Here is a 24,297-nt window from a genome sequence, read left to right as displayed (position 1 = left end):
TGTTCATGCGACAATAGCGCCATCTTACGCGCATGAAAAATGCCTGAATACTATTGTTTTTCAACGAAATGGACATCATAACTCCATGACCACACTTGAAAATTTCGAAGCCCACACCCCCATGATGCATTGGTGTTTTCATACTGTTTTTTAAGGATTTTTTTTAGTTATAAACTGAAAAGTTATATTTTAGCCTATATATTTATCATCATCTCATTTGACCGCATTTCATCATTTAATAGGAGAGATGACCTCCTTCATGTGAGCACTGCTCTGATTTTGGGTCAGGGTCACAGCCAACTGAACGGTCCGCTGTGTGCCAAAAGCGGAAGTTGAGAGGTTTTGGCAAGCTCTCGTATCGTGGCAAAATTTTAGCGAGAGCTTTACCCCCCCCGATAGCAACTGATTTAGTTGCCTACGATGTGTGTGTTTATCTGATGTTGGTCAAATTTTTATCGAAGAAAATAAGCACGGAACAGATCCAATGACCAAACACCCATGTCCTTAAACCTCCTCACAAAATCTAACACCTCCGCCATATCATAGAAACCAGAACCGCAATATCATTTTAATCCTTAAAAACAGATAGTTAGAAAAAAAACATCATGATCTACTCTTATCGTTCCGTTCAAATTTAGTAACCACAGGAAAAAACGTCTAAAATTTAACCATCTTAAAACTAAATGACAAACTCAAAACAGGAGATAGAATGATAAATAATAAAGGTCTCCTTCAAAAAATCCCAGTAGCTCAGTACCTTAGGATGTCAACAGATCATCAGCAGTATTCTCTCCATAATCAAGCAGACTTCATAGCAAAGTTTGCCGAGAAGCATAATATGGAAATCCTGCACACCTACGATGATGCCGGGAAAAGCGGAGTATCAATAGCCGGTAGAGACTCATTGAAAAAGCTGGTATACGATGTTATGGAGGGCATCATAAGCATACAGGCAATTTTACTCTACGATGTAAGCCGATTCGGACGTTTTCAGGAAACTGACGAAGCGGCCTACTACACTCACCTATTTAGGATGCATGGCGTTGAGCTGATATTCTGTGCAGAACCTTTGCCGACAAAAGAGTTCCCTCTGGAAGCCTCAGTCATGCTAAATCTGAGGAGAGCTGCGGCAGCAAGTTTAAGTAAAAACATTTCTGATAAAGTATTTCTCGGGCAAGCAAATCTAATCAGACATGGGTATCACCAAGGAGGAATAGCCGGATATGGATTACGTAGAATCTTAATTGATGAGAAAGGGAATATAAAAGAAATTCTTTCTTTCGGCAAACGCAAAAGTATACAAACTGATAGAGTAATACTTGCTCCTGGCCCAGCAAAAGAGGTAAGAATAGTAAATTTAATTTATGATATGTTTATAGAACAATACATTCCAGAGTTTCTTATTGCAGACAAACTAAATAGAAATGGAACACCTGCCGAAAATGGCACTCTATGGACTCGCGGGAAGATTCACACAATACTTACAAATGAGAAGTACATAGGAAATAATGTTTATAACAGAACATCTAGCAAACTAAAAACAAAAACAGTTAAAAATCCCAAAGAGGAGTGGGTTAGGTGCAATAAAGCTTATAAGAAAGTTGTAAGTATCAAGAAATTTTTGAAAGCACAAGAGATCATCCAGGCTCGTTCTAAAAACATGACAAATGAGGAACTTCTTGAATATTTAAGGCTAAAACTACAGGAAAAGGGGAAATTATCAGGTGTAATTATTGATGAAGATGATTTTGGTCCTTCATCATCAATCTACAAAAGCCGATTTGGTGGGTTGATTCGAGCATACCAATTGATAGAGTTCAAGCCTGAACATGACTACACCTATCTTGAGATTAATAATCATTTAAGAGTTTTTTATTCTAAGTTAATTGAAATATTCAAAACTGAAATTGAGAATTGCAATTGTAAGATAGAATATGAGCCTAACACACAAGAATTTATAATAAATAACAATATGTCCGTTTCCGTGATCATATGTAAATGTAAGAAACTAAAATCAGGGAGACTTCGCTGGAAAATACGGCTAGAACCCAATCATATTCCAGACATAACCATAGTTATCAGAATGGATAGCGAGAACAAGCTGCCAGTAGATTATTTCATTTTACCAAAGTTAGATTTTAATTTCACTAGATTGATTATTAAAGAAAACAATCCTGCATTGTTTGAATTGTATAGATATAACGATATTGATTTATTTTACCGCCTATTAAAGAGAATACAAATAAGGAAACAATATGCAGCCTAGAACATTCCCACATCAAATAGTAATGATCGGTATAGATCAAATAAAAATCATAAACCCACGCTCTCGTAATAAATTCATTCATGATGGAATAAAAGAGAGTATAAATAAAAGAGGATTAAGTAAACCTGTCACTGTGAGGCGTATAGAGGATCCTTTATATTCATATGCACTTGTATGCGGCCAAGGAAGAATAGAAGCCATATTAGGGCTAGGGGAATCCTTAGTGCCAGCAATCATTCGAGACATCAGCGAAGAAGATGCTTATATCATGAGCCTTGCTGAAAACATAGTTAGAAGAAAACCTCGCTCAAATGAGCTCCTTGAAGTAGTAAGAACAATGAATAAAAAAGGGTTAAGTGACAGTGAAATAGCAGAAATACTCGGCTACTCAGGAAGCTGGGTTTCTTACATAAGAAAATTATTGGAAAAAGGGGAACATAAATTACTGAGTGCAGCAGATAGAGGTGAAATTCCACTTTATCTAGCTGTAGAGTTTTCTAAATGCAATAATGAAGAATCTCAGATGTTATTAGTAGATGCATATGAAAAAAAACTAATTAAAACAAAAGACATACAAAAGGTAAGAGGTATTCTTAACCAACGACAAGAAGGAAGAAAAGGAAATAGTATAATTTCTTTCTCGCAAAAGAAAGACAGCAAGAGGATGACTACGGATGAACTAATGAAAATGTATAAAAGCGTGATAAATGAACATAGATCTATCTTAGAACACTCTGATTTTATAAAAGAAAAGCTGACAGTAATAAACGAAATATTTACGAAATTGCTGCAACATGATTCGTTTATAAAATTAGCATATGAAGAAAAATTGGTAGAGATACCTAATCATATTCTTGCTGCAATAGATGGAGATAACAAAAATGATTAAGCAAAGTTTTTCAAATGAATTTATACATTTAGATGTGTATAAATTAACACCTTCAAAACCTCTTATCCATAATATTAAGGACTCAATTAAATATCAGCAGATAAAAACATCTATTGCAGAGTTTGAATTGGTTGAACCGATATTGGTATACTTCGATAAAAAAGAGAATGAAATTCGAATTCTAGACGGACATTTAAGAATTGAAGCAATGAGAGAATTAGGAATTGAAAAAGCTACATGTATAGTATCAACTTTAGATGATACATTCACTCCCAACAAACATGTCAATCATATGAACCCTATACAAGAATATAAAATGATAAAAAAGGCTTTAACTAAAGTTTCTGTTGAAAAGCTAAGTGCTGTGCTGGGAATCTCCGTTGATAATATTATAGGGAAAACAAATCTTTTGACCGGGATAGACCCTATAGTTATTTCTCTCTTATCAGACAAACCTGTCCCTAGAACTACATTTTCCATTTTGAGAAAGATGAAGCCAATCAGACAAATTGAAGCAGTTGAATCAATGATAGGCTTTGATAACTACTCTCGAGGGTTGGCTGTATCGATGCTTGATAACACTCCGGGGCATTTGCTAGTAAAAGAAATAAAACAACCTCTTAAAAACAATCAAGCCAAACAAGCAATACTACGTCTTGAAAGAGAAATGACTGTAACCAAAGAGGAAACTAGCAAGATAAAAAATGAATATGGGGCGAATACTCTAAAGTTTTCGATCGCCAGATCCTATATTGATTCTTTGCTGTTAAGCCCTAAAATACTCCACTGGTTTCTTGAAAATGAGCCACAATACCTTACTGAACTCAAGAATATATCGAAGATAAATTCAATAGATGATATTAATCATAAAACAAATGAAGATCTATAGAGTGCGTTAGAAATTCTGTGTCATTCCAGTAATATACTTCCGAAAAGGAATAGCACATGTCCCAGCCTTTCGATTTTAACAAACCACTCAACGCTCTCCACTCCGGTCAAGCGTTAACAGGAAAGGATGGTATCTTAACCCAGTTAATCAAACAGTTAACGGAAGCTGCTCTGACCGCTGAACTTGACTCTCATCTCGTTGCTGATGTAGAGGCAAACCGTAAAAACGGCACTAGCTAAAAGACCATTTAAGCGACGACCGACAGTTTCGAACTCGCCACTCCACGCGATCGCAACGGGACTTTCGAGCCTCAACTGTGGAAGAAGCACTAGACCTCGCTGGCGGGCGAGATCGAACAGAAGACTATTCGACTGTTCGCTCATGGTAATCCCCCCGAAATCTGCTCCTCGCTCAAAGCTGCCCCTCACTCTCCACTACGGCAACTGTGTGCCATTAACGGACGCTGATTACTCCAAAAAAATCCTAAGCTAGAAAAGGGCCGCAATCTCAGAAAAATTACGGCCCTTACATAACTACTATTTGTTCAGCCTGTCTCTGGATAAGGTATTCACCTCTGAGAGGTGACTTTGAACAACATTATTTATTCGCGATTATCAGTGGCTTTTCGTCACCTGTGGCAGTTTCCATTCATTATCCATGACGGCATCTTTCGGCTGATACATACGGAATAGCAGATAGAAGTTGCCTTCAGGTGCAGGGAACCAATTGGCATTCGGGTCGGTCGGTTTTGTGTGGCTCAGTGAGATGGTCAGCCCATTCCCGGGAGGTAAACATGGTCTGGCAAAAGTGTAGCGGTATTAGGCGCTAATCAAATGGACACCTCCCCACAAAGGCTTCAGTGAGCCATACTGTAAGTGCAAACCAACAGCAATATGAAGAGGTGTCCCATGGAACAAATTATCGGAATTGATCTGGCAAAGCGAGTTTTTCAGGTGAATATCGTATCTGCGCAGGGTGAGAAGAAGGCGAATAAAATGATCACCCGTGAAAAATTAACGGCGTTTATTGCTCAGCAGCCTCCGTCCCGTATTGTGATGGAAGCGTGCGGTAGTGCAAATTACTGGTCACGCCAGTTCAGACAATACGGACATGAAGTTAAACAAATCAGCCCCCAGTATGTTGCCCCCTTCAGAATGGGCAGTAAAAATGACAAAAATGACGCCGCTGCCATTGTGGAAGCTGACAGCCGTCCGGGAATGCGTTATGTGCCGGAGAAATCCAGTGAGCAGCAGGATATTCAGTGTCTGCACCGGGTTCGCCAGCGGTTGATGAAAAATAAAACCGCTCTGATTAATCAGATTCGTGGGCTGGGTCTGGAATACGGTATCGCCATACCGGAAGGAGCTCATAAAATTATGACCTGCCTGCCGGATTATCTGGAGGATGCGGAAAATGAGCTCACCACGCTCAGCCGGGAGCTGTTCCACGAGATGTTGCAGGAACTCCGGGACAATCAGCAGCGGATTAAAGCGCTGGATCTGCGTCTTGCACTTATCAGCCAGCAAAATGAGGATACCCTCAGACTGGAAAGCATACCTGGTATCGGGCAATTGGGCGCTTCTGCTCTGACGGTGGCTCTGGGCGACAGCGCTGATTTTCAGAATGGTCGGCATTTTCCAGCTATCTGGGGCTGGTTCCGAAGGAGCACAGCAGTGGTGGTAAAGTCAGACTACTCGGGATAACAAAACGTGGAGATGGTTATCTGCGAGGAGTACTTATTCATGGCGCCCGCTCGGTGGTTTATCGGGTCATCAACCTTCCGGAAGAACGGTGCGGAGGTCTCCAGCGATGGCTGAAAGGTATTATTGCCCGAAGTGGCGTAAACAAAGCTGTAGTGGCGCTGGCTAACAAAATGCCCGAATAGCGTGGGCGCTGATAAACCGGAAAACAGAGTATATCGTTAAGTAACTAACTGATTTTAATAAGTCCAAAGAGTTGATGTACTGACAGGTAGAACCGACTCTCTGTAAACCTGGCAAATAGCTTGGCTGTAACAAGCCATGGCGCTAATGAGGGCAGAGAGTGCGGATGTTCATCAGGGCTCATGAAGCCGGATATATGTATGCGGCTACATTGTCAGAAAAAGATCTGTCCGTGCTTGCATCGGGGAGGTGTCCATATAGCTATTTAGGGGGGCTTGGTATGAAGAGCTTTGCATCAGGTCCTCTGTGGTTCACAGGTATGCCGCTCTCTATATGGGGCGGGAGTATGGCAATTGTATTCATTGGATTGCAGACATGGCTGCTGCGTAATGCAGGAAATGCCGCACAGCCAGCTGTCGGCCATTTACGTTGCAATTTTCAATGCAGCGATTGGCATCGGCGCACTTGCCGGAGGGCAGATATTCGCTGTCGTCGGTCTTCAGAACATGGTCTTGCTGGCTGCGTGTGTCATCATGTGCAGCATCGCTTTTGTATCAAGGCTGAAAAGCCCCGGAAGATAAAGTGAATCCTCACAACGTGTTCCTCTAAATACCCGCCCCATAAAAAAGGCAGTGCCCCAAAGGACACTGTCTGTTATTCCATCAGAACTACCCTACTCGATTATTTCTTTTTGCCTTTCGCTTTTACGGTGGCATTTTCAATCGTTTTGACGGCTTTGGCCGCAGGCGTCGCTACCTTGGCCCCGGTCGCCTGAACGAACATTTGATAATACTCTTCTGACAGTTTGCGTATCGCTTTACCGATATTGGCATAGTCATATTCATTCAGGTTGGCCAGCGAAACGCGCCATGATGGGTCGGTGGTGCCGAACCCTTTACCTGGCAGCAGGATAACCCCCGTCTCTTCGGCAAGACGGAACAAGGCCTGATTCGGTTTCATCTGGCTTATCATCCACTGGGTAAAATCTTTCCCGTACATTTCTTCGGTCAGGTCTTGCAGATCCAGCAAGTGGTAATAACGTACTGAGTTGGCGTCATACGGCATTGGCAGACCCAGCTCGCGGTACAGCGCTTCTTTACGGCGCAGTACGATACGTTTCATTTCGTCTTTGTAAGCATCCGGCTCATCCATCAGACAGAACAGAGAGAACAGCGTCATCTGCGCCTGGATTGGCGTTGAGAGCCCTGCGGTGTGGTTCAGCGCGACGGTACGGCTATCCGCCACCAGACGGTCAATAAACTTCAGGCTACGTGGCGTGGTGGTGATGGAAGAATAGCGTTTATCCAGCTGCTTCTGTTTGGCCTCTGGCAACGCCACGATCGCCTCATCAATGATGTTGTTTTCGTGGGTCGCCACAATCCCCATACGCCACCCCGTTGCACCGAAGTATTTGGAGAAGGAGTACACCAGGATAGTGTTGTAAGGGCAAATAGCAAACAGCGAAACAAAGTTATCGGCAAACGTGGCGTAAACATCGTCCGTCAGGATGATCAGGTCTGGACGTTTTTTCACGATTTCGGCGATATAACGCAGCGTATCGTCGTCAATTTTAACCGATGGCGGGTTGCTAGGGTTGACCAGGAAGAAGGCTTTAACCTTCGGATCCAGCAGCTTATCCAGCTCTTCGCGCGTGTACTGCCAGTTGTTCGACTGCGGCGCGTCGATATGGATAGTTTTGAGGTTGTAGTCACTCAGCTCAGGGATCTCAATATATGGCGTGAAGATCGGCATGCCGAGCGCAATCGTATCGCCCTCATTGATGACATGGTTCGATTTCAGGCTGGCGAACAGATAGGTCATCGCCGCGGTACCGCCTTCCAGCGCATACATATCGAATTTGCCCACGAAAGGATAATTACCAATCATTTCTTTGTGGATGTACTTGCCGACAATCTCTTCGCTCATCGTCAGCATGCGGTCCGGCACCGGGTAGTTACAGCCCAGGATCGCTTCACACATCTCGTAGATGAAATCGCCCGCATTCAGCCCCATCTGGTCGCGGATATACGACACGGCGGACTCAATAAAACGCACTCCAGGAACCGTTTCATGCTGTTTGGCGAACAGTTCGAAGCGTGCCTCGATCCCTTCGCGCTGAGGGAATCCACCAACATGTTCCATGTACCGGTAAGAACGTTCGGCTTCGGTCATCGCAAACAGGCCAAACTGGAAGAAGCCATGGCGTGGTGTCGTTGCGAGGAAGTTCGGGTTCCCACGGCCTGCATTTAACATCAACTGATTGCTTTGAACGGCACGCTGCATCAGTGCATCTTTCAGTTCAAAAGGGCTTAATAACGCGAGTTTTTCCGAATCGCTAAAATCCATGTCACTACTCCTTACTGAATCATTAACAGATTAAATTGCCAGCCCGCGGTGCTAGGGGCTGGCGACCTTGTATGACGAGACGTCTTTAAACCAATGCGATCACCAGCGGCCCCAGCAATGTCAAAAAGACGTTGGCGAGGGCGTAAGTGATGGCAAAAGGAACGGTTGGGACTGAGTTTTCAGCTTTATCAAGAATTTCACCAAAGGCAGGGTTAGCACTGCGCGTACCACTCAGCGCCCCGGCAAAAATGGCGGTGTTGTTGTAGCGAAGGACATAGCGGCCAAACAACATGGTGAGGATTAACGGCAGGATCGTCACCACGACACCGATAATGAGAAGTTTCAGACCCTGACTCTCGACGGTTTGTACCGCTTGCAGGCCAGAAGAAATCCCCACTACGACCACAAACGCAGCCAGGCCCAGATCTTTCAGGATTTGTACGGCACCAGAAGGCATATAACCGAACGACTGACGACGAGAACGGAACCAACCGAACAACAAGCCAGACAGCAATGCGCCGCCGCCACTGCCGAGGGTCAGTGGAATAGAACCGATTTTTGCGGTGAGCATACCGACCAATAGACCGACCACCAGACCTGCCCCCATATAAACGAAGTCTGTCTTGGCACTCGGCACAATGGCATGGCCGACCAGGTCTACTACGCGTTTAACGTCATTCTCCGCGCCAAACACGGTGACCATATCGCCCAACGCCAGCTCAGTTTCCGGCTCCAGCGGCAAAATTTTACCCTGACGCGAAATCTGCGAGACATACACGCCGTGACGCACATCGTGTGCCACTTCCGCCCGAATCTCGCCAAACGCCCTTTTATCGAGCGTCTTGTTGGTGATCACCACATCCCGGCGCTGCATGGTCAATTCCATGCCTTCTTCGTCGTGCATCTCCTTGCCTAATTTATCGGCAACGGAGACCACTGCGTTACGACGCCCCACCACCAGCACGATATCGCCAGGCAGTAACTGCATATCTGGGCTCGGCTCGAGAATTTGCTTATCGCGCTTAACACGCTCAATGGTGATAGGCACCTCGGTGTTGTTTTCGAGCGCCTGGACGGAAGTCGCGGTGCTGGCAGGTAACTTGAAAATCCTGCCCACTAAATCAGGTGCAGCCGCTTCCTGACCTGGTCCAAAAACATTTGCCCCGGCCTGAATTTCGTTCTCGGCTTTCAGAGCATCTTCTTTAATGCTTCGGCCCATAAATTTAGGCAGAAGGTTCACACACACCAGAATGGCGCCGAATGATCCGAACACGTAGGTCACGGCGTAGCCAATGGCCACATTCCCTTGCAGGCGCTGAACCTCATCGGCCCCGAGGCCCAATTTGGTAATTGCGTCACCCGCCGTACCAATGATCGCTGACTGGGTCAGAGCTCCCGCAGCAACCCCGGCGGCCAGACCTTTATCCAGATCAAACCAACGGGCTAACACCACCACAGTGAGCAGGCCGGTGACAGCAAGAACAACAGCGAGAACGATCTCTTTAATGGATTGTTTACCCAGTGAACGGAAGAAATCTGGTCCGCTCTCATACCCCACGGCATAAATAAACAGGGCAAACATCACGGATTTCACTTCGGGATCAATTTGAACCCCGACCTGGCTAACTAACACGGCCACCAGTAACGAGCCTGCTACCCCACCTAACTGAAACTTCCCAAATTTAATCTTGCCGATGTAATACCCGGCAGCGATCGAGAAGAACAGTGCGATCTCGGGAGACTTTTGAAACAAATCGTGCAACCAGTTCATGGGTTAACCTCAGTTACATAGAAAAATAGTCCTGACACCATTAAGGCTGGAGCGAACTCGCCAGCCCGACAATCAACGGCCCCATCAATGGCAGCACGACGTTCGAAATTGCATAGGTGATGGTATAACCCAGCAGGGGGGTAGAGTTTCCACACGCATTCTGAATCGCACTCAGTGCCGGTGTACTGCACTGTTGCCCGGCGATAGCGCCTAATAAAACGGGTGGGCTGAGTTTTAGCCAGAAATGACCGACCATCAGGGAGATCGAGGCGGGAATGATCGCAATAGCGACCCCAAGGACAGGCAAGGTGAAGCCGTATTGCTCAATCAGCGCCAGCGCCTGTGGTCCAGACGACAGGCCGACACCGGCAATGAACCCGGCCAGGCCGAGGTCTTTAAGCAGCGACAGTGCATCTGAATTGACCGTATGTAAGTCGGCGCGTCGGGCGTGATACCAGCCGAGAATCAAGCCGACTACCAGCACGCCGCCACCGGTACCGGCGGAGAAAGGAATGCCGCCAATTTTAAGAGTAAAACCGCCCAGAATGGTGCCCACTGCAATCGCCACCCCGGCGATGCCGAGATTGCTGGCCAGTTTGTCTGGCAGCAGCTTACCAATCACACCCAGCTGCGGGGCTGACGTGCGACCACCGCCGGTACTTGCGTCGTAAACCTGCAAGATATCGTGTTTCTGCATCAGCGTGCCGGGCAGCGCGGGCAAAGTGGCATCGCCCCGCTGAATGGAGGCGACATGCACCCCTGGAGGTAACGTCAGGGTCTGAAGCGGCTGGTTAAACATCGCGGGTGCAAGGAGGACAACCTTGTAAGTATCAAGCGCAACGCTCAGCGACGTGGTATCGGGCATTTCCCTGCCAAGCATCTTCGAGATATCAATCATTGACCCGCGATAGCCCACCACCAGTACTTCATCGCCACGGCGTAGCTTGAGCCCCGGCGACAATGCCACCTGCCGCCCATGGCGTTGGACGCGGATAATACTGCTTTGCTGTCCCAGTTTTGTCAGGATCGAGGAAACGGTATACCCTGCTCCCCCTTCAACAATGTAAGCGCGCCCGACGACGGCAGGCAGAGCAGAAACCCCTTCGGTTTCAATGCGTCCGCCCATGATCACCCACAGTTTATCGGCCTCTTTGCGCAAATTAATACGCAGGAGAAGCGGAAACAGTTGGCTGGTAACAATCACGATAGTGATCAGGCCGCAGATATAGGTAATGGAATACGCCGTCACCACATTACCCTGCAATCGAATGATTTCGTGGGCAGGCAGGTCGAGACGCGAAATCGCATCCGTCGCGGTACCCACCACGGCTGACTCGGTCGCGGCCCCGGCCATCATCCCTGCCGCGGTACCGGGGTCCAGCTGCATAACGACAGTAGCGGCCAGCACCAGAGCCAGCACCGCCACCACTTCAATCAGGCAAAAAATGCCCAACTGCAGGCCTCTGGCGTTCAGATTGGCAAAGAACTGTGGGCCGCCGCTGTAACCCAAAGCGAAGATAAACAACATAAAAAACACATTCTTAATCCCCGACTCTACCGGAATATTCAGCTGTCCAATCAACAAGGCTGCGATGAGGGTGCCGCAGACGCCACCGAGCTGAATTGGCCCAAGGCGTATTTGACCAATCCCATAGCCAAATGTCAGGGCCAGAAAAATCGCCAGTCCTGGAGTCGTCTGCAACGCATGTGTGACGTCGGCGATCAAAGTACCCAACATTCTGTATCCCCGGTCATTGAGTGAAACCTAACGCAACGCATAATGGCCTGGTCATCAGCGATGCCCAATAATCCATTACTTTATTTATCCATAATAAAATCAGGGGAATTACACCCCATTAGAAAATGCCAGCCGAGACCTGATGAAACCTTTTCATCAGAAAGAGAGACTGTTTTTGAAAATATAGCAGACAATTCAACCATCAACAGATCAATGTAGAATGCAAGGGAGACCAGCACGGTCTCCACATTGACAATATATTTTCTTTGTTATACCTCTGCTTTCGACGGTTTCGCCGTGTAGACAGCCTGCTGGTTATTGCTAAAGAGTTAACAACAATGCCTTTTTAATTAATCAGCCGCCCTAAAGATCCAAGCCCCCCCTAAAAAGGCTGATTATTAGCATGAACATTTCAGTTTCAACAGTGTTATCACATACAAAACATTAAAAATTCATAATAAAAATCTGGTTATCTTCACTTCTTTGGATGAAATGATAAGGAGTGAAAAGGTCCTTAAACAACCGTTTCATTTCGGAAAACGCAATTTAACCAGTGAAAGCAACCTGCCAGAAATAAGGAGGGGCGGAAGCAACGAAGCGGCAGAACAATAACCATTACAAATTACAGGGGTAAGCATCCTCTACATTTCATGCATCTTATTTTTGTGGGCAGGGTGAATTAATTATTTGGATATTCCGAAAAGAATCCTTATATAAAGACCGTACGTAAAATCGCCGACGCCGAAGACAAAGATTACATCATTTAAGATGGCGACGCGGTGAACATCCTGTTCAACATGGAAACCATACGTTGGAGTTACGTTGAAGCGTATCCGGAAATGAAATTATAATACATCGTGGAAATGATGAATCGCCAAGGTTAATATCGATTAATTGATGACTTCGACAAGAGGAATGTCCGTAGTTCGCTCACAGTGGACTTCATGATCGTGCTTCCAGTCCGCTCCGTGCCAGGAGCGGACTGGAAGCAAGTCGAAGCAGGATATCTCGGAGGCTCTTCTTGACAAATGAAATGCATAATCACATGTAAACTCAGGCGGGATTTCAACATTAAAGCAGTATCTTCCTCTGGAGAACCCGGATGTTTACTCATATGCGTATTGCCAAACCCGTCACCAATCTTGAAAGGTCTTTTCTGATGTACAGCCAGGGGTTGGGTCTACATAAAATTGCTGAATTCAACGATCATGAGGGTTTCAATGGAATAATGTTAGGGCGGGGAGACTTAGATTGGCACATAGAGTTCACCTTTTGCCAAAACCATCCAGTTCAACCTTTGCACACAGAAGAGGATTTACTCGTTCTTTATTACTCTGAAGAAAAAGAATGGGGACGTGCCTGCGAAAGGATGATCGACGCTGGCTTTAGAATGACAAAGTCATTCAATCCTTACTGGGATGCCAACGGAAGGACATTTGTTGACCTCGACGGATATAGGGTGGTTATCCAAAACAAGGCGTGGGTATAATCCCAATAAATATTGCAATATTGCCACCATCATACTGCAAGCTAAACATCCGCTGCTCGCTCATAGCTGCCTGAAGTCAATATTGGGCAGTTCAGTGCTAGGTACGGACACCATACGGAATAGCGACGGCTGCAACCTTCTCAGCGGCTACCGCCTGCCGCTTGCTCTTCACCAACCAATCAGCATAAAAGGCGTAGTAATCGGCAAAAGCACCAGCTGAAGGATCGATCGGGCGGCGTTAACTTCGATATTACGACGCGTATGCCCAGATCCCCGATTAAGACGGGCTTTCATCGTGCGGTTGGTACGGTAACAGCGTGTCATTTCTTGTTCCTTCTATAGTGATAGACCAGCGCGGCGATACGGGGGATGTAGTGGGGCTTTAAGTTTCTTGTCGTCCATAATTTGCCTGTCTTCGTTAATGAAGTTAACTTATCAAAAACAGGCAGAGAGACAATTTTCATTACAAACTCCCGGGCCATGCCATGGTTTTCATCTCTGTTTTAAAACTGTTTCGCAATGAAGAACAAATCCGATACAGCATTAACCCAGCAATCAGTATTTCAGTGCAAGTCGCAGATATGGATGTTTCCAGTCCTTAGTAATATTAATTTTTCTACAACTAACAAATCCATCATGCTCCAGAGCGCAGACGCCTTCATGCGAAATCACAAAATCATACACCGCTTTGCTCTCCAGCCCCTGAATCATATGTGCAAGCAACTTACGGCGCATTTGCAACGTTTGCCATCTTTTGCCATCCTCGTTATAAGTACAGTTAAAGTTTTGTCCCACCGCATTTCTCACATAAAGCCCATACTCCCGATTATTCCTCCCCGTAGACAAATAATAATCGACCAAAACATCGAGGTCTTTACATAATGGCTTCATTAGTTCTTTCCAGCGTTCTAGCACCCTTCTCGCTTTTTTCTCTCCAAGCTTTATAGACAATTTTTTGTATATAGTTGATTTGGGCGACAAGCTGACTTGCCCACAATTGAAGATTGTAGAGAATCTGATTTCTTTCACAGACTCCTCTCCTATCTTAAGATTATTACAAATATACCAGGTTCCTAAACTGGCCAGATTTGAATCTGATAACGATAGATTACTTAACTCACTTCTTAAAATTTCAAGCTGACAACTCTTAATATCATAATTATACCCATATGAAAGGCAAGTACGCTTCATTTCAGAAGGAAGGTATTGATAGCCGGTTCCGACCTCAAAAGACCTGCCACCCAGCATTGCTGTTTTATAAGACTGTTGATACTTTATAATAAATGGAGCTTCACTTACTAACTCTGCACCAACCTTCATAATGTGAGATATGAAGTTATAATAATAACCCATATTCTTGATGGTCGGATGCTGATTACAATATTCTCTGAGAGCATCAATGTTAATGCAGATACTTTCCATGTTTCTATATACTTTTTTAACCGTATCCCTGAATACCCGGTCCTTAACTATCCTCTCAGAAACATGGTGCTTTGCCCTACACTGACCTGTTCGCGCAGTAACAATTAATTTTTCTAACGATTTCGGTTCACTACGTTTGCCATGGATGTTCGTCAGGTAAGCGTATCGGTCGCACTGTAATAGGTATTCACCCCGATCATTGGGAAATAGTTTCTGCAAAAAATCCTTCGACAAAGCAAATTGCCGACATTTTTTAATGTAGATATTTTTTGAAACTATCTTTATTATTCCTCTTTTGTATATTTCCTCTAGCGCCCGTTGAAACGGTAGGTCCCGTGATTGCCTGAAAACTTCAGGAGCAACGTCTATTCCTAATTCATAAGGGAAAGGAACAGAATGTGTCCATTTATCATCACCCTTAAAACTCGACTTCCTCTCAGTTCGTTTACTGACGGTTGCGCTACAAATAAGATGCTGCAAGAATACTGCAATCGCGGAATAATATCGATATTTAGAACGATTGTCTCTACAACCTCGCAGCGGGATACTGAAGACCAGTTGTTTAAATTCCTTCAATGTCTTTTCTGTCACAAGTATGTTATTTTTTGTGCAATATGCTTTCATACTTACCCCCGTATAAAACAAAGTTGCTCTTAAATACTCAGCAACTATGAATTACGTTGAAATGCATTTTTTGATAGCTAATTAAAAAAGGTAAGTTCTGGTATAATCATGGAAAATCTTAAGTAATGTATATCTGGAAAGGGATGGAAGATGATTTCCCGTGAATAACTCTGAAATGTCACACCTGGCATTCACCAGATTATAGCCACATAGCAATATACATATCATAACATGCACCTCACAGCACCTTGGTGCAACATATAATAACCATCACAAACTTTTTTCCGCTTTAATATATTAAATTCAGAAAGAAGTTCGTAAGGAATTTCGTAACTCCAATACCTTATTGTCAATAATAAAAAAGGAGAGCAGACAATGCCAACATCTGCTCTCCAGCGCCTATTTTAACTATATGGATTCAGGACCTTATTTTTCAACTAAAACCCCTAACCTTTTCACACATTCACCCCACCATTCCCATATCTCATCCCTGTCAAACAATTGCACTTCATGTTTTTTAATTATACTTTCAATCTTCCTTGAAATCCTTTGTTTTTTTACCCCACCAAGGGTGAATTCTTTATAGGCCTTAATGGTGTTGTTTTTGGGCTTATTCCAAATAGATTTATATACATTCAGATGTGCTTCCAGTTTTGTTGAATATACTTGCAGATATTCAAAAGGGTTGGGCATCAGGTCCAACTTCTTCAGCATTAATGCTTTTTTGCGCTTACTTCCGGGTTTAGCACATGGCCTGACACGGGCTTCAATACGTAAAAATGAAGGATATTTATCGATGTCAATATCCAGGAATTCACTATCATCATTAAAGTGCAGGCCTGAACCATTGATATCTACTTTCTCATAGACTCCCATATGCCTCGGAGACCTGAGGCTGCCCAGGCGGATACCAGGTAATCCATCGACTGTGTTATAACTGTTATATTCCGACACTCCACGGGCTCCCCAAATATAATCTTTTAACTTGCACCCATAGAGATCTAACGCAACATCCACCTGTGTTACCCATGCAGTACCTAGCAGTGGGATAAGACGACCATTGAGCCGTTGATTAAGCCAGTTAATAAAGTTATCCATGCCTTTCCCTGTCATATATTGAGGCCGAAGGTCAAGCCGAATAGCTCCTGTATTTTTACGGGATGGTTTAAAGCTGATATGTGCCAACATATTCGATCCTTTACTAATAGTAAAAAACATCTTATACGGATTATTCGGCCTGGTACGTTTAATGCTACCTACTTTGTATTTACGCCACGTACTTTTCGGCATAATCATGAACTTTCTGGATAAGTAATCATACTGTTCAGTTTCAGACATAACATCCAGAACGATGCTAAGTTTATCGACCCTCATCTTCATTTCGTGACCATCATTACTGAAACCAATCTCCAGGGATTTACAACGTTCTATATTTTTCTTATTTAAGCGCATGATTTAACTCCTCACCGGTAAGGAATAGAGGAGGTATGTAGATATCAACCCTCTATTCCTATCTTATAATGTGCATATAACGGGCTATTAGATATCAACCCTCTATTCCTATCTTATAATGTGCATATAACGGGCTATTAGAAGGAGCAGCACTGCTGCCCCTTCTCCGGTTATGCTTTTTTCAGATTTTCGATGTGGTGCTCTACTTCATCTAAACGCCAGGCAACGCGCCGCAATCCGATTTTCACTGGTGCAGGCATCATCCCTACCTTGATTTGCCGGTACAATGTTGCCCGTGAAACTGGGTAGATCGTCAAAAGCTCTTTGATGGAGATCAGTTGTACGTTTTTCATGGGAAAACCCTCTGGTACGTATGCTCGTTGCATACGGCACCAATTACGAACAACGTTTTTATCCATTTTTTTCTTAAAATACATGACTGATCGTCAGATCTGAACGTCAGATCTGATCGTCATGTAATAGCAAATCTGAACATCAAGCCCGGCACCAAAAATCTGAAGATCAGATCTCTGTCATAAATCTGATCGTCAGAAGCCACACCCAACGTCTCCTCGGCTACTCTTAATGTGTAGGTCAAAACTGATGCTCATTTTTTCATCATCATCATATAGAGAACCAGAGAAAGATGTGGGCGGGAACTGTGCGCCCCCATCGTTATGTTTACTTGGTACAAACAGGAGACATTATGGTTACGAAACCCAAGAGTGCTGCACCGCAACAAAAGAAAAGTACTGGCATGGCCCCTAAAGTAAAAAAAACAGATAAAAAACATAACGATGTAATAGAGGAAAAAAAGCCAATAGCAGGTATTAGTGAAGATACAGAAAAGGTTGCAATACGGAGAAAAAACGTGGGCTATCAACATACTCGACAGGAGAAACTCAATCAACTTGGCACGCACAAAATAACAGCAAGGTTAAATGACGCTGATTACGAAAAGCTCGGTGATCTGATTGAATACATGAACCATCCCAGACCTAAAAAAAATGAACATCAGCTGATAGAAAAATACTCCGAACTCCTGTCTTATTTGTTAATAATGGTACACAAGTCACGTATACTTTCACCTGAAAGTGAACAAGCAAAAGAATTATATCGATTACACAAGGTAGTCAACGACCTCAAATATAATAAAGCCCATACAAACAATGAGATCATAGAAATAATGAAAAATAAAAATGAGATCAGACCAAAGTCAGTATTTACGGATAATAACATGTATGATTGGAACGATAATATCATTGAACTCCTTCTTGACATTGAAAAGCTAAAAATAAAAATCCATAAATTAGATAAATTAGATCAGTAACACTTCAGTTGCTGGCTTGCCATCATCTGGATTTCACTGCTACGTCTGTCATACAACGCGGTGGTGCTGATATCGCTGTGCCCCGCCAGTTGACGCACGATATTGATATCAGCCCCCTGCTCCAGTAATCGTGTAATAAACGTTCTGCGCAAATCATGAGGCGTGAAGGGCTGCAGCTCAGCAATATTACCAAGTTGAAAGAGTATCGCGGTAATCCCCGCTGAACTGAGCGCCTGCTCCCTCAGCTTGCCATTTCGATAGAGGCCAGTGAACAGCTCTCCCCGACTGGGCCGAACGTCACACCACGCCAGTAATGCAATGGCAACTGCAGTATTCACCGCAATTTGTCGGTACTTACGTCCCTTTCCCTGGCGAACCGTCAGTACATGCGTCACGGAACAAAAATCTTCAATGCGTAAAGCCGCCAGCTCCCCCACCCGCAGACCTGCGCCACATAATGTCAGCACAATGGCCCTGTCCCTTTTTTGTCGTAATGGCTGCGGATGTTCGCTGGCGGCGTCTATCAGCAACTTCACCTCCGCCTGACTCAACGCCCTTCCCTTATGGCCACTGTCACCTTTCACTCGTTTCACTGACCTGATACGTCCAAGCGAATCCGCATCAAGTACCTGCAAATTGAATGCAGTCTGGGCAATCCCTTTCAGCGCCGCCAGCGCCATGTTCACTGTCGCAATCGCATAATCCTGATCCAGCAACCTCACCCTCACCTTTGACACATGCTCATAACGTAACTGTGACCAGTCATACGTCGCCGCCTTCTTACCGGTATGCAGGATTGCAGCACTGTGATTAAGCAAACTCAGCATGCTCTTTCGTCCACTGGCAGCCAGCCCGTTGAGGTAGACATCAACAATACTGACGTCATGTTGCTTTGCCGCTAATTTCAGTCGTGCCATGATAAATCCCATTAATGCATATTAAATAAAGTTACTTTCAAACCAGTCCTAGCTCTGCCATAGAAACCGTCTGATCACCCGCCACGATAAAATGGTCAAGTACGCTGACATCAATTAACGCCAGTGCCTCCCTGATTTTCACCGTGACATCTTTGTCCGCCTGGCTTGGGCTGGGGTCTGCACTGGGATGGTTATGAACCAGGATGACGGCCGCCGCATGATGGCTAATAACCGCCTTCACTATTTCACGGGGATAAACCATGGTTTGATTAAGCGTCCCCTGGAACAGTTCCTCATAAGCCAGCACCCTGTACTGTGTGTCCAGCATGAGGATGCCAAACACCTCCCTGTCGTTCTGGCTCAGCTGGAACAGGAAATAATCACGGACATCCTGTGGTGATTTCAGCTTAACCCCTTGCCTGACATGTCGGGCCAGAATGTGCCTCGCCTGGGCAATAATTGCGCGTTCTTCAGCATTCACTGGATATCCTCACTACGCTCAATGAAATAGATGGCTTCCGGATAAAGATGGTAAGCACCTTCTCTGCGTCGCAATGAATAACGCGTTCGCTTTATTCTGGTGTAATCCCAGCTGTCGTAAAAATGGAGATACTCATTATCAATATGTGTGATGACGGACCAGTGATACTGGTCACTAATCAGTATTGCCCCGTCCTCATGGCTTGTGAGAAAGGCCTGACAATCTTTAAGTATTTGTTCCGTCTGCTGCGTACGCTGCATCCTGAATGGCTGACTAATGGTAATGGGATATTTGCTGTACCGGGCTTTTTTCAGGCACTTTAGTAATATGTCCATTTGTGATGAGTTCATGCCACTGGTTAAGCATTCAATAACAGGCCAGTGTTGGTCATAATATTGCACCAGTGTTTTAAAAAGAGGTTTTCGCTTTATACGGTTGCCATAGAGCCAGTGCATCATATTCACAACACTATAAAAGCCGCACAGATTATCCAGATCACCTTGTTGTGATGCATTAAAAACTTTTCGTTCCATAATTGAGCCACATCATTGAAACTCATGACGTCATGATAATAGTAATTCCGCGCGCATTATTTCTTGTTTAAACGGTCGAGATCTGCTGTATCACTATGATACGGTTACCGCGTATATCCCCACCTTCCAGTACTGGATGAAGTTCCTTTGCCAGAGCTCAAATAATTCACCGCCTTCCTCGGCATCAATGTCACCCATGATATAATGCCATATATAACCCATTGACCATGATACATCGAACTCTTTTTCCAGTTCTGGATACACTCGACCCATATAGCTAAAGTCAGTCAGATAATCAAAATGCCATTCATTATTTCGACGTACCAGTCTGATTTCAACCGGATGGAACCCACCATTTTCAGCGGAGTATTGTTGATCACGAAAGTTGAGTGTCACATCTGTCTTCATTGAATCAATAACCCCTGATAACGTCATCTCTTCATACAATATATTGATAAACGCTGCACTAATGGGCACATTAATATTGGATTGATGAATAATCATTTTAGTATTCACGCTACACTTTCCAGGTAATTTCACATGGCGCTATCAATAATTATTTATTCACATAATTTTAATTTGGACATGCACATAAAGAATATTAATAGCATTGATATGCTGGTATATATATAAACTCAACCAGCCAGCGTAATAAACACTATCAATAAATAATGAGCAATGCAAATAATTTCACAAAGAAACTATTTGCACTGTATTTTATAAAACCGTATTTTTAGCAGACTTGTGAGGGATATTTTATTTATTTTGTATCATCTGATAAATCGACAGAAACCTGCTCCAGTACTATTTTCAGCATTTTTTCACGCGAGGCAGGTTTCATTGTCTTGAAAAGCTGTATCCAGAGATTCAGTTGCTCATTTTCAATAGAAGACGCAGCCTGCTGTCCTCCACGTTCACTCTTCAACATCATCCCCGCCGCACTGATATGATACTCGAAACCTTTATGACCGGTTCTCTTCCTTTTGATCTCAGGATGTATTTCAGCCAGCTTCTCCAGCCGTATACGGGCACCCCGCGCCGTTGAAGGCATCCCCTTCATTCCAGTAAATGCCTGAGCAGTCAACCATTGCGAGGGATCTGTAAAGTCTACTTTGGTAGCGGCCTGCAATGTACGTTCGGTCATATTTCTTCCCATAAAATCACACGGAATATCAATGCGTTGGTTAAATGGTCACAAAAAAACACAAAGGAAATATTGAAAAGTTCCCTTTATTCCCTTTTAATGTTTAAGTACTAAGTCCATGGAGTTAATACCGTGAATAACCGAATAGCATCGCAAAAAAAACAAACTATGGGAACCCTGGAGGACTGGCATCGTGCTGATATCGTGGCTGCGCTACGTAAACGGGGAATGAGTCTGGCACAGCTATCTCGTGATCATGGGTTAGCCTCCAGGACATTAAACAATGCCTTTGAACGTCACTATCCCAAGGCAGAAAGCCTGATAGCACAGGCGCTGGAAATGTCCCCGGAACAGTTATGGCCAAGCAGGTATTCGGGTAAAACGTTGAGCAAATTGTTGCCCGGTGATCGCGATAAATAACAGAGACGAGTCAGCCTTAACCATAAGCAAGTGAGTGTTGCGAACGTACCTGGCTCATTCGGAAGTGAGGTCTTTGTTAACGCAGAACGCCACACAAAAGGAATTAAAACAATACTTCCCATTAGTCTTTTTAAGTATCTTTTAAGTGAATCAAGTCCGGGGCCAAGGAAGGAACATTGAGCAGAACACCGATAAATGAAGAGTCTGCTGGGCATGCAGCCGCTGTCCTGGTCGTTAAACGTTAAGCATCAGACTGGCCAGATTGCAGGTTACAACAAAAGCGCCATGAGTGCCTGCTGGCGTGTCGTACATTTTTTATGTGTCACAGAAAACCAGATGTGCAACAGGGACGTTATTATCAGCCTCTATTACAGGCATCGGCAGGTGTCATAAATTTTCAGCATCAGATATCGCTTGTGTTTATGCCACACCATACACAGACATCCCATATTGGGATGGTCTTATATATCAAACTTTGATAAGCAGGGTTAAATGAGCCATGAAAAAATTACTTTATGTACTACCTATATTTCTTTTGGCGGGATGTGGTGATAAAGCACCAAAATGCAGCGGTGAGGATTCAATTGGTGTTGTTAAACAAATCTTAACACGCGAGTACCTGCAGAAAGGACTAATAAAACTCACTGAGGTTAATGTGCTGGCTATCCGCACCATAGGTGTTGATAAAGAGGTTGATATCTCTCATTGTGCTGCCAGTGTGTCAATGAAAGATGACGCTGATCGTGAATATCAAAAGGACATAACCTATGACACGCAGTATACGGATGATAAGTCACAAATTTATGTCACGATTAACTGAGTGCAGGAGAAAATCATGTCACTGAAAAACAATTTGCAGAATAATGATAATAATGGTTCAAAAGAACACGATAGCGGTGATCCATTCCAGAATAAGTTAAGAAATGGTGGCTTTGGACTTACGAAAACATTTTGGCTGTACTGGTTTTTACCCGTACTGGCTCTTGAGATTCTTGACCCTATTATCAATGAACATCATGTAAGTAGGATTTTACAATATTCTATACTAGCCTTGAGTTTTTTCATAATACCTTGTATTAAGAACACGACAGGTAAGAAGGCCTGGCGAATAATGGCAATATTATTTGTTATTTTTTACTTGATTCTGGATGCATTTGCATTATATCTGTTTCCTTTTTGATGCCTATGACGGTGTTCATTAAAACCATCATAGATATCACCGTCAAACAAATTATAAGGGTTTAAAGATGAAAAATGCGATACTTATACTACTCTTTCTATCATCCACCTCCTCTGCGACAGAGCTTCATCGCATCGCAGACCTGAATCAGAAAAAGGTGACTGATAACGCTGTCATATCCACGAAGGGTCACTGGAACAATTTAAATATAACGCTAAATGGCACCACAGATCCGAATGATGTTAATGCCGCAATGTATGGTACATGTAATGTTGACATGGACAAGTCTGCCTACAGTCATTCCGTCAAAAAGTCGGATGAAGGGAATGATATTCATGAATACAACTATACTGCTGACCAGTGTAAAGCAAAAGTAGAGATCATTGACATGAATAAACAAGAGGCCCGGGTTACATTGTCAGATCAATGCCAGGTTTACTGCGGGGTCCAGGGTGATATTCATTCACTGGATGGTTACTACCGTCAGTAACGCCCTGGGAGAAGCTGTTATTTTCTCATGGTTGCATCTGGGGGCGCCGCCCCCTTTGCTCAGGATACCGAATGCCTGATTTTATGATATCCATGCTATACAGCAATAAAGAACGGAAAGGTCTGACATCTCGGATAATACATGAACATAAATATCTGGAGAAATATACTTCGTACTCAACATTCTATCAGAACCAGAATGCATATGACTTTTACAAAGAAAAACCATTATATGATATCGAACATAACGCGCCTCCATATTTTGTATTTGTTAGAACAACGGACACTCTATATCCTCAATATGATAATGAAGATTGTTTTGAGGTGACAGTTTTAGATACAAACAGAAAACAACTGGTATTCTGCTTTCTCTGCTTTGTTGAGGGATTAAGTATTTGTCCTGTTACATGGTTTACACCAGAATTTAAGTCTGTAAGCCCTTATCTGCATAATCTTCTGGATTTATTTTTTGAGGATTTAATGAAAACATATGTTCTACGCATAGATCATCGACAGGGATATTCAGCTCATACTTATTTCTGGTTGAAACGGGTGCGTTACCTGTCAGAACAAGGTCATCAATTGTTCTTATGCAACAGGAGGTCTCATGCTCGCACACTCATTCACCCCAATAATATTAATCCACATCATATGAACCGAAAGAAAACTAACTATTACTATTTAGTCGTGAACAAAAACTATCATTTAGCAGTGCCACGGTAATCCCTCCATTTTTAACGGAGGTGATAAGTAGAATCAGTTCATGCGCTGAATATGCTGCATCGGCGTGAAGCCATTCAGTGCCATATTCGGACGTTCATGATTATAAAACCATTGCCACTGCGTGGCATAGCCCTGCAATTCGTCCAGTGAGCTAAGCGGACGGCTTCCCGTTTTCTGCTGCAAACAGGATTACTGTCATCCGGTATCAACTAATAGCGCATACGAATGCACACTAGCACCACTTTTTGCCTTGTACAAGAACACGCGTATCAAACCCGAGAATAAAACTAACATTTCATTGACAATTATCC

Annotated in this window: 23 protein-coding genes and 3 pseudogenes; 12 read left to right on the top strand and 14 right to left on the bottom strand. The window is 43.8% G+C overall.

What is annotated here, in order from left to right; genetic code table 11:
• Window positions 1–709: 709 nt before the first annotated feature.
• The 4 genes and pseudogenes from MUU51_RS02000 to MUU51_RS01985 all read left to right on the top strand — a co-directional run.
• Complete coding sequence (locus MUU51_RS02000) at window positions 710–2,266, top strand: recombinase family protein (RefSeq protein ID WP_258966979.1); 1,557 nt, start codon at window positions 710–712, stop codon at window positions 2,264–2,266.
• On the top strand, window positions 2,256–3,155 hold the full coding sequence (locus MUU51_RS01995) for a ParB/RepB/Spo0J family partition protein (RefSeq protein WP_258966978.1): 900 nt from the start codon (window positions 2,256–2,258) through the stop codon (window positions 3,153–3,155). The genes MUU51_RS02000 and MUU51_RS01995 overlap by 11 nt, the downstream gene beginning before the upstream one ends.
• Window positions 3,148–4,044, top strand: coding sequence for a plasmid partitioning protein RepB C-terminal domain-containing protein (locus MUU51_RS01990; RefSeq protein WP_159775838.1), 897 nt, complete (start codon window positions 3,148–3,150; stop codon window positions 4,042–4,044). Before MUU51_RS01995 ends, MUU51_RS01990 begins: the two co-directional genes overlap by 8 nt.
• A gap of 56 nt (window positions 4,045–4,100) precedes the next feature.
• A pseudogene (locus MUU51_RS01985) lies at window positions 4,101–4,373 on the top strand (transposase); the annotation flags it as partial.
• A 285-nt stretch (window positions 4,374–4,658) separates the two neighbouring features.
• Here MUU51_RS01985 and MUU51_RS01980 read toward each other — a convergent pair.
• Window positions 4,659–4,805, bottom strand: a complete 147-nt coding sequence (locus MUU51_RS01980) for a DUF1214 domain-containing protein (protein ID WP_235033698.1) — start codon at window positions 4,803–4,805, stop codon at window positions 4,659–4,661.
• Window positions 4,806–4,952: 147 nt separating this feature from the next.
• Here MUU51_RS01980 and MUU51_RS01975 point away from each other — a divergent pair.
• Together MUU51_RS01975 and MUU51_RS01970 are read left to right on the top strand one after the other, a co-directional pair.
• Window positions 4,953–5,973: pseudogene (locus tag MUU51_RS01975) on the top strand (IS110 family RNA-guided transposase).
• A gap of 343 nt (window positions 5,974–6,316) precedes the next feature.
• A complete protein-coding gene (locus tag MUU51_RS01970) occupies window positions 6,317–6,508 on the top strand; it encodes a hypothetical protein (protein WP_159775840.1) in 192 nt (63 codons plus the stop codon).
• 100 nt (window positions 6,509–6,608) lie between these two features.
• On the opposite strand, the gene MUU51_RS01965 is transcribed toward MUU51_RS01970, so the two are convergent.
• From MUU51_RS01965 to MUU51_RS01955, 3 genes are all read right to left on the bottom strand, one after another.
• Window positions 6,609–8,273 (bottom strand): bifunctional aspartate transaminase/aspartate 4-decarboxylase, encoded by a 1,665-nt coding sequence (locus MUU51_RS01965; protein WP_159775842.1) that lies wholly within the window; start codon window positions 8,271–8,273, stop codon window positions 6,609–6,611.
• A gap of 85 nt (window positions 8,274–8,358) precedes the next feature.
• Window positions 8,359–10,044, bottom strand: a complete 1,686-nt coding sequence (gene aspT / locus MUU51_RS01960) for an aspartate-alanine antiporter (RefSeq protein WP_159775844.1) — start codon at window positions 10,042–10,044, stop codon at window positions 8,359–8,361.
• Window positions 10,045–10,084: 40 nt separating this feature from the next.
• Window positions 10,085–11,782, bottom strand: coding sequence for an aspartate-alanine antiporter-like transporter (locus tag MUU51_RS01955; RefSeq protein WP_159775846.1), 1,698 nt, complete (start codon window positions 11,780–11,782; stop codon window positions 10,085–10,087).
• A 1,102-nt stretch (window positions 11,783–12,884) separates the two neighbouring features.
• Here MUU51_RS01955 and MUU51_RS01950 point away from each other — a divergent pair.
• On the top strand, window positions 12,885–13,271 hold the full coding sequence (locus MUU51_RS01950; RefSeq protein WP_258966977.1) for a VOC family protein: 387 nt from the start codon (window positions 12,885–12,887) through the stop codon (window positions 13,269–13,271).
• Between the two features lie 168 nt (window positions 13,272–13,439).
• On the opposite strand, the gene MUU51_RS01945 is transcribed toward MUU51_RS01950, so the two are convergent.
• The 4 genes from MUU51_RS01945 to MUU51_RS01930 form a co-directional block, all read right to left on the bottom strand.
• The gene (locus MUU51_RS01945; RefSeq protein ID WP_159775850.1) at window positions 13,440–13,595 is read right to left on the bottom strand and encodes a hypothetical protein; all 156 of its coding nucleotides are present in this window, start codon (window positions 13,593–13,595) and stop codon (window positions 13,440–13,442) included.
• Between the two features lie 231 nt (window positions 13,596–13,826).
• Window positions 13,827–15,317, bottom strand: coding sequence for a hypothetical protein (locus tag MUU51_RS01940; RefSeq protein ID WP_258966976.1), 1,491 nt, complete (start codon window positions 15,315–15,317; stop codon window positions 13,827–13,829).
• Window positions 15,318–15,743: 426 nt separating this feature from the next.
• Entirely contained in the window at window positions 15,744–16,769 is a 1,026-nt protein-coding gene (locus tag MUU51_RS01935; protein ID WP_258966975.1) for a hypothetical protein, read from the bottom strand.
• 170 nt (window positions 16,770–16,939) lie between these two features.
• Entirely contained in the window at window positions 16,940–17,122 is a 183-nt protein-coding gene (locus MUU51_RS01930) for a helix-turn-helix transcriptional regulator (protein WP_154158540.1), read from the bottom strand.
• A 353-nt stretch (window positions 17,123–17,475) separates the two neighbouring features.
• On the opposite strand from MUU51_RS01930, the gene MUU51_RS01925 reads away from it, so the two are divergent.
• Window positions 17,476–18,099: a hypothetical protein gene (locus tag MUU51_RS01925; RefSeq protein ID WP_258966974.1), complete on the top strand. Its 624-nt coding sequence runs from the start codon at window positions 17,476–17,478 to the stop codon at window positions 18,097–18,099.
• On the opposite strand, the gene MUU51_RS01920 is transcribed toward MUU51_RS01925, so the two are convergent.
• The 5 genes from MUU51_RS01920 to MUU51_RS01900 form a co-directional block, all read right to left on the bottom strand.
• The gene (locus tag MUU51_RS01920) at window positions 18,093–19,016 is read right to left on the bottom strand and encodes a tyrosine-type recombinase/integrase (protein ID WP_258966973.1); all 924 of its coding nucleotides are present in this window, start codon (window positions 19,014–19,016) and stop codon (window positions 18,093–18,095) included. The genes MUU51_RS01925 and MUU51_RS01920 overlap by 7 nt on opposite strands.
• Window positions 19,017–19,053: 37 nt before the next feature.
• Window positions 19,054–19,497 (bottom strand): RadC family protein, encoded by a 444-nt coding sequence (gene radC, locus MUU51_RS01915; protein ID WP_159776997.1) that lies wholly within the window; start codon window positions 19,495–19,497, stop codon window positions 19,054–19,056.
• Window positions 19,494–20,030 carry a hypothetical protein gene (locus tag MUU51_RS01910; RefSeq protein WP_159776996.1) on the bottom strand — a complete coding sequence of 179 codons (537 nt, stop codon included), beginning with the start codon at window positions 20,028–20,030 and terminating at the stop codon, window positions 19,494–19,496. The genes radC and MUU51_RS01910 overlap by 4 nt, the downstream gene beginning before the upstream one ends.
• Before the next feature lie 93 nt (window positions 20,031–20,123).
• On the bottom strand, window positions 20,124–20,534 hold the full coding sequence (locus MUU51_RS01905) for a DUF2787 family protein (protein ID WP_154159021.1): 411 nt from the start codon (window positions 20,532–20,534) through the stop codon (window positions 20,124–20,126).
• Between the two features lie 256 nt (window positions 20,535–20,790).
• Window positions 20,791–21,174 carry a hypothetical protein gene (locus MUU51_RS01900; protein WP_235033757.1) on the bottom strand — a complete coding sequence of 128 codons (384 nt, stop codon included), beginning with the start codon at window positions 21,172–21,174 and terminating at the stop codon, window positions 20,791–20,793.
• Window positions 21,175–21,306: 132 nt separating this feature from the next.
• Between MUU51_RS01900 and MUU51_RS01895 the strand changes: the two genes are divergently transcribed.
• From MUU51_RS01895 to MUU51_RS01880, 4 genes are all read left to right on the top strand, one after another.
• A complete protein-coding gene (locus tag MUU51_RS01895) occupies window positions 21,307–21,594 on the top strand; it encodes a helix-turn-helix domain-containing protein (RefSeq protein ID WP_159776995.1) in 288 nt (95 codons plus the stop codon).
• 499 nt (window positions 21,595–22,093) lie between these two features.
• A complete protein-coding gene (locus tag MUU51_RS01890; protein WP_154158545.1) occupies window positions 22,094–22,414 on the top strand; it encodes a hypothetical protein in 321 nt (106 codons plus the stop codon).
• 15 nt (window positions 22,415–22,429) lie between these two features.
• The gene (locus tag MUU51_RS01885; RefSeq protein WP_154158546.1) at window positions 22,430–22,774 is read left to right on the top strand and encodes a hypothetical protein; all 345 of its coding nucleotides are present in this window, start codon (window positions 22,430–22,432) and stop codon (window positions 22,772–22,774) included.
• A gap of 67 nt (window positions 22,775–22,841) precedes the next feature.
• Window positions 22,842–23,264, top strand: coding sequence for a hypothetical protein (locus tag MUU51_RS01880; RefSeq protein ID WP_159776994.1), 423 nt, complete (start codon window positions 22,842–22,844; stop codon window positions 23,262–23,264).
• Window positions 23,265–24,019: 755 nt separating this feature from the next.
• Here MUU51_RS01880 and MUU51_RS01875 read toward each other — a convergent pair.
• A pseudogene (locus MUU51_RS01875) lies at window positions 24,020–24,136 on the bottom strand (IS3 family transposase); the annotation flags it as partial.
• Window positions 24,137–24,297: the final 161 nt, after the last annotated feature.

Source organism: Scandinavium manionii, from assembly GCF_024764775.1.
Classification (GTDB): domain Bacteria; phylum Pseudomonadota; class Gammaproteobacteria; order Enterobacterales; family Enterobacteriaceae; genus Scandinavium; species Scandinavium manionii.
This window is presented reverse-complemented; position numbering and strand designations above follow the sequence as displayed.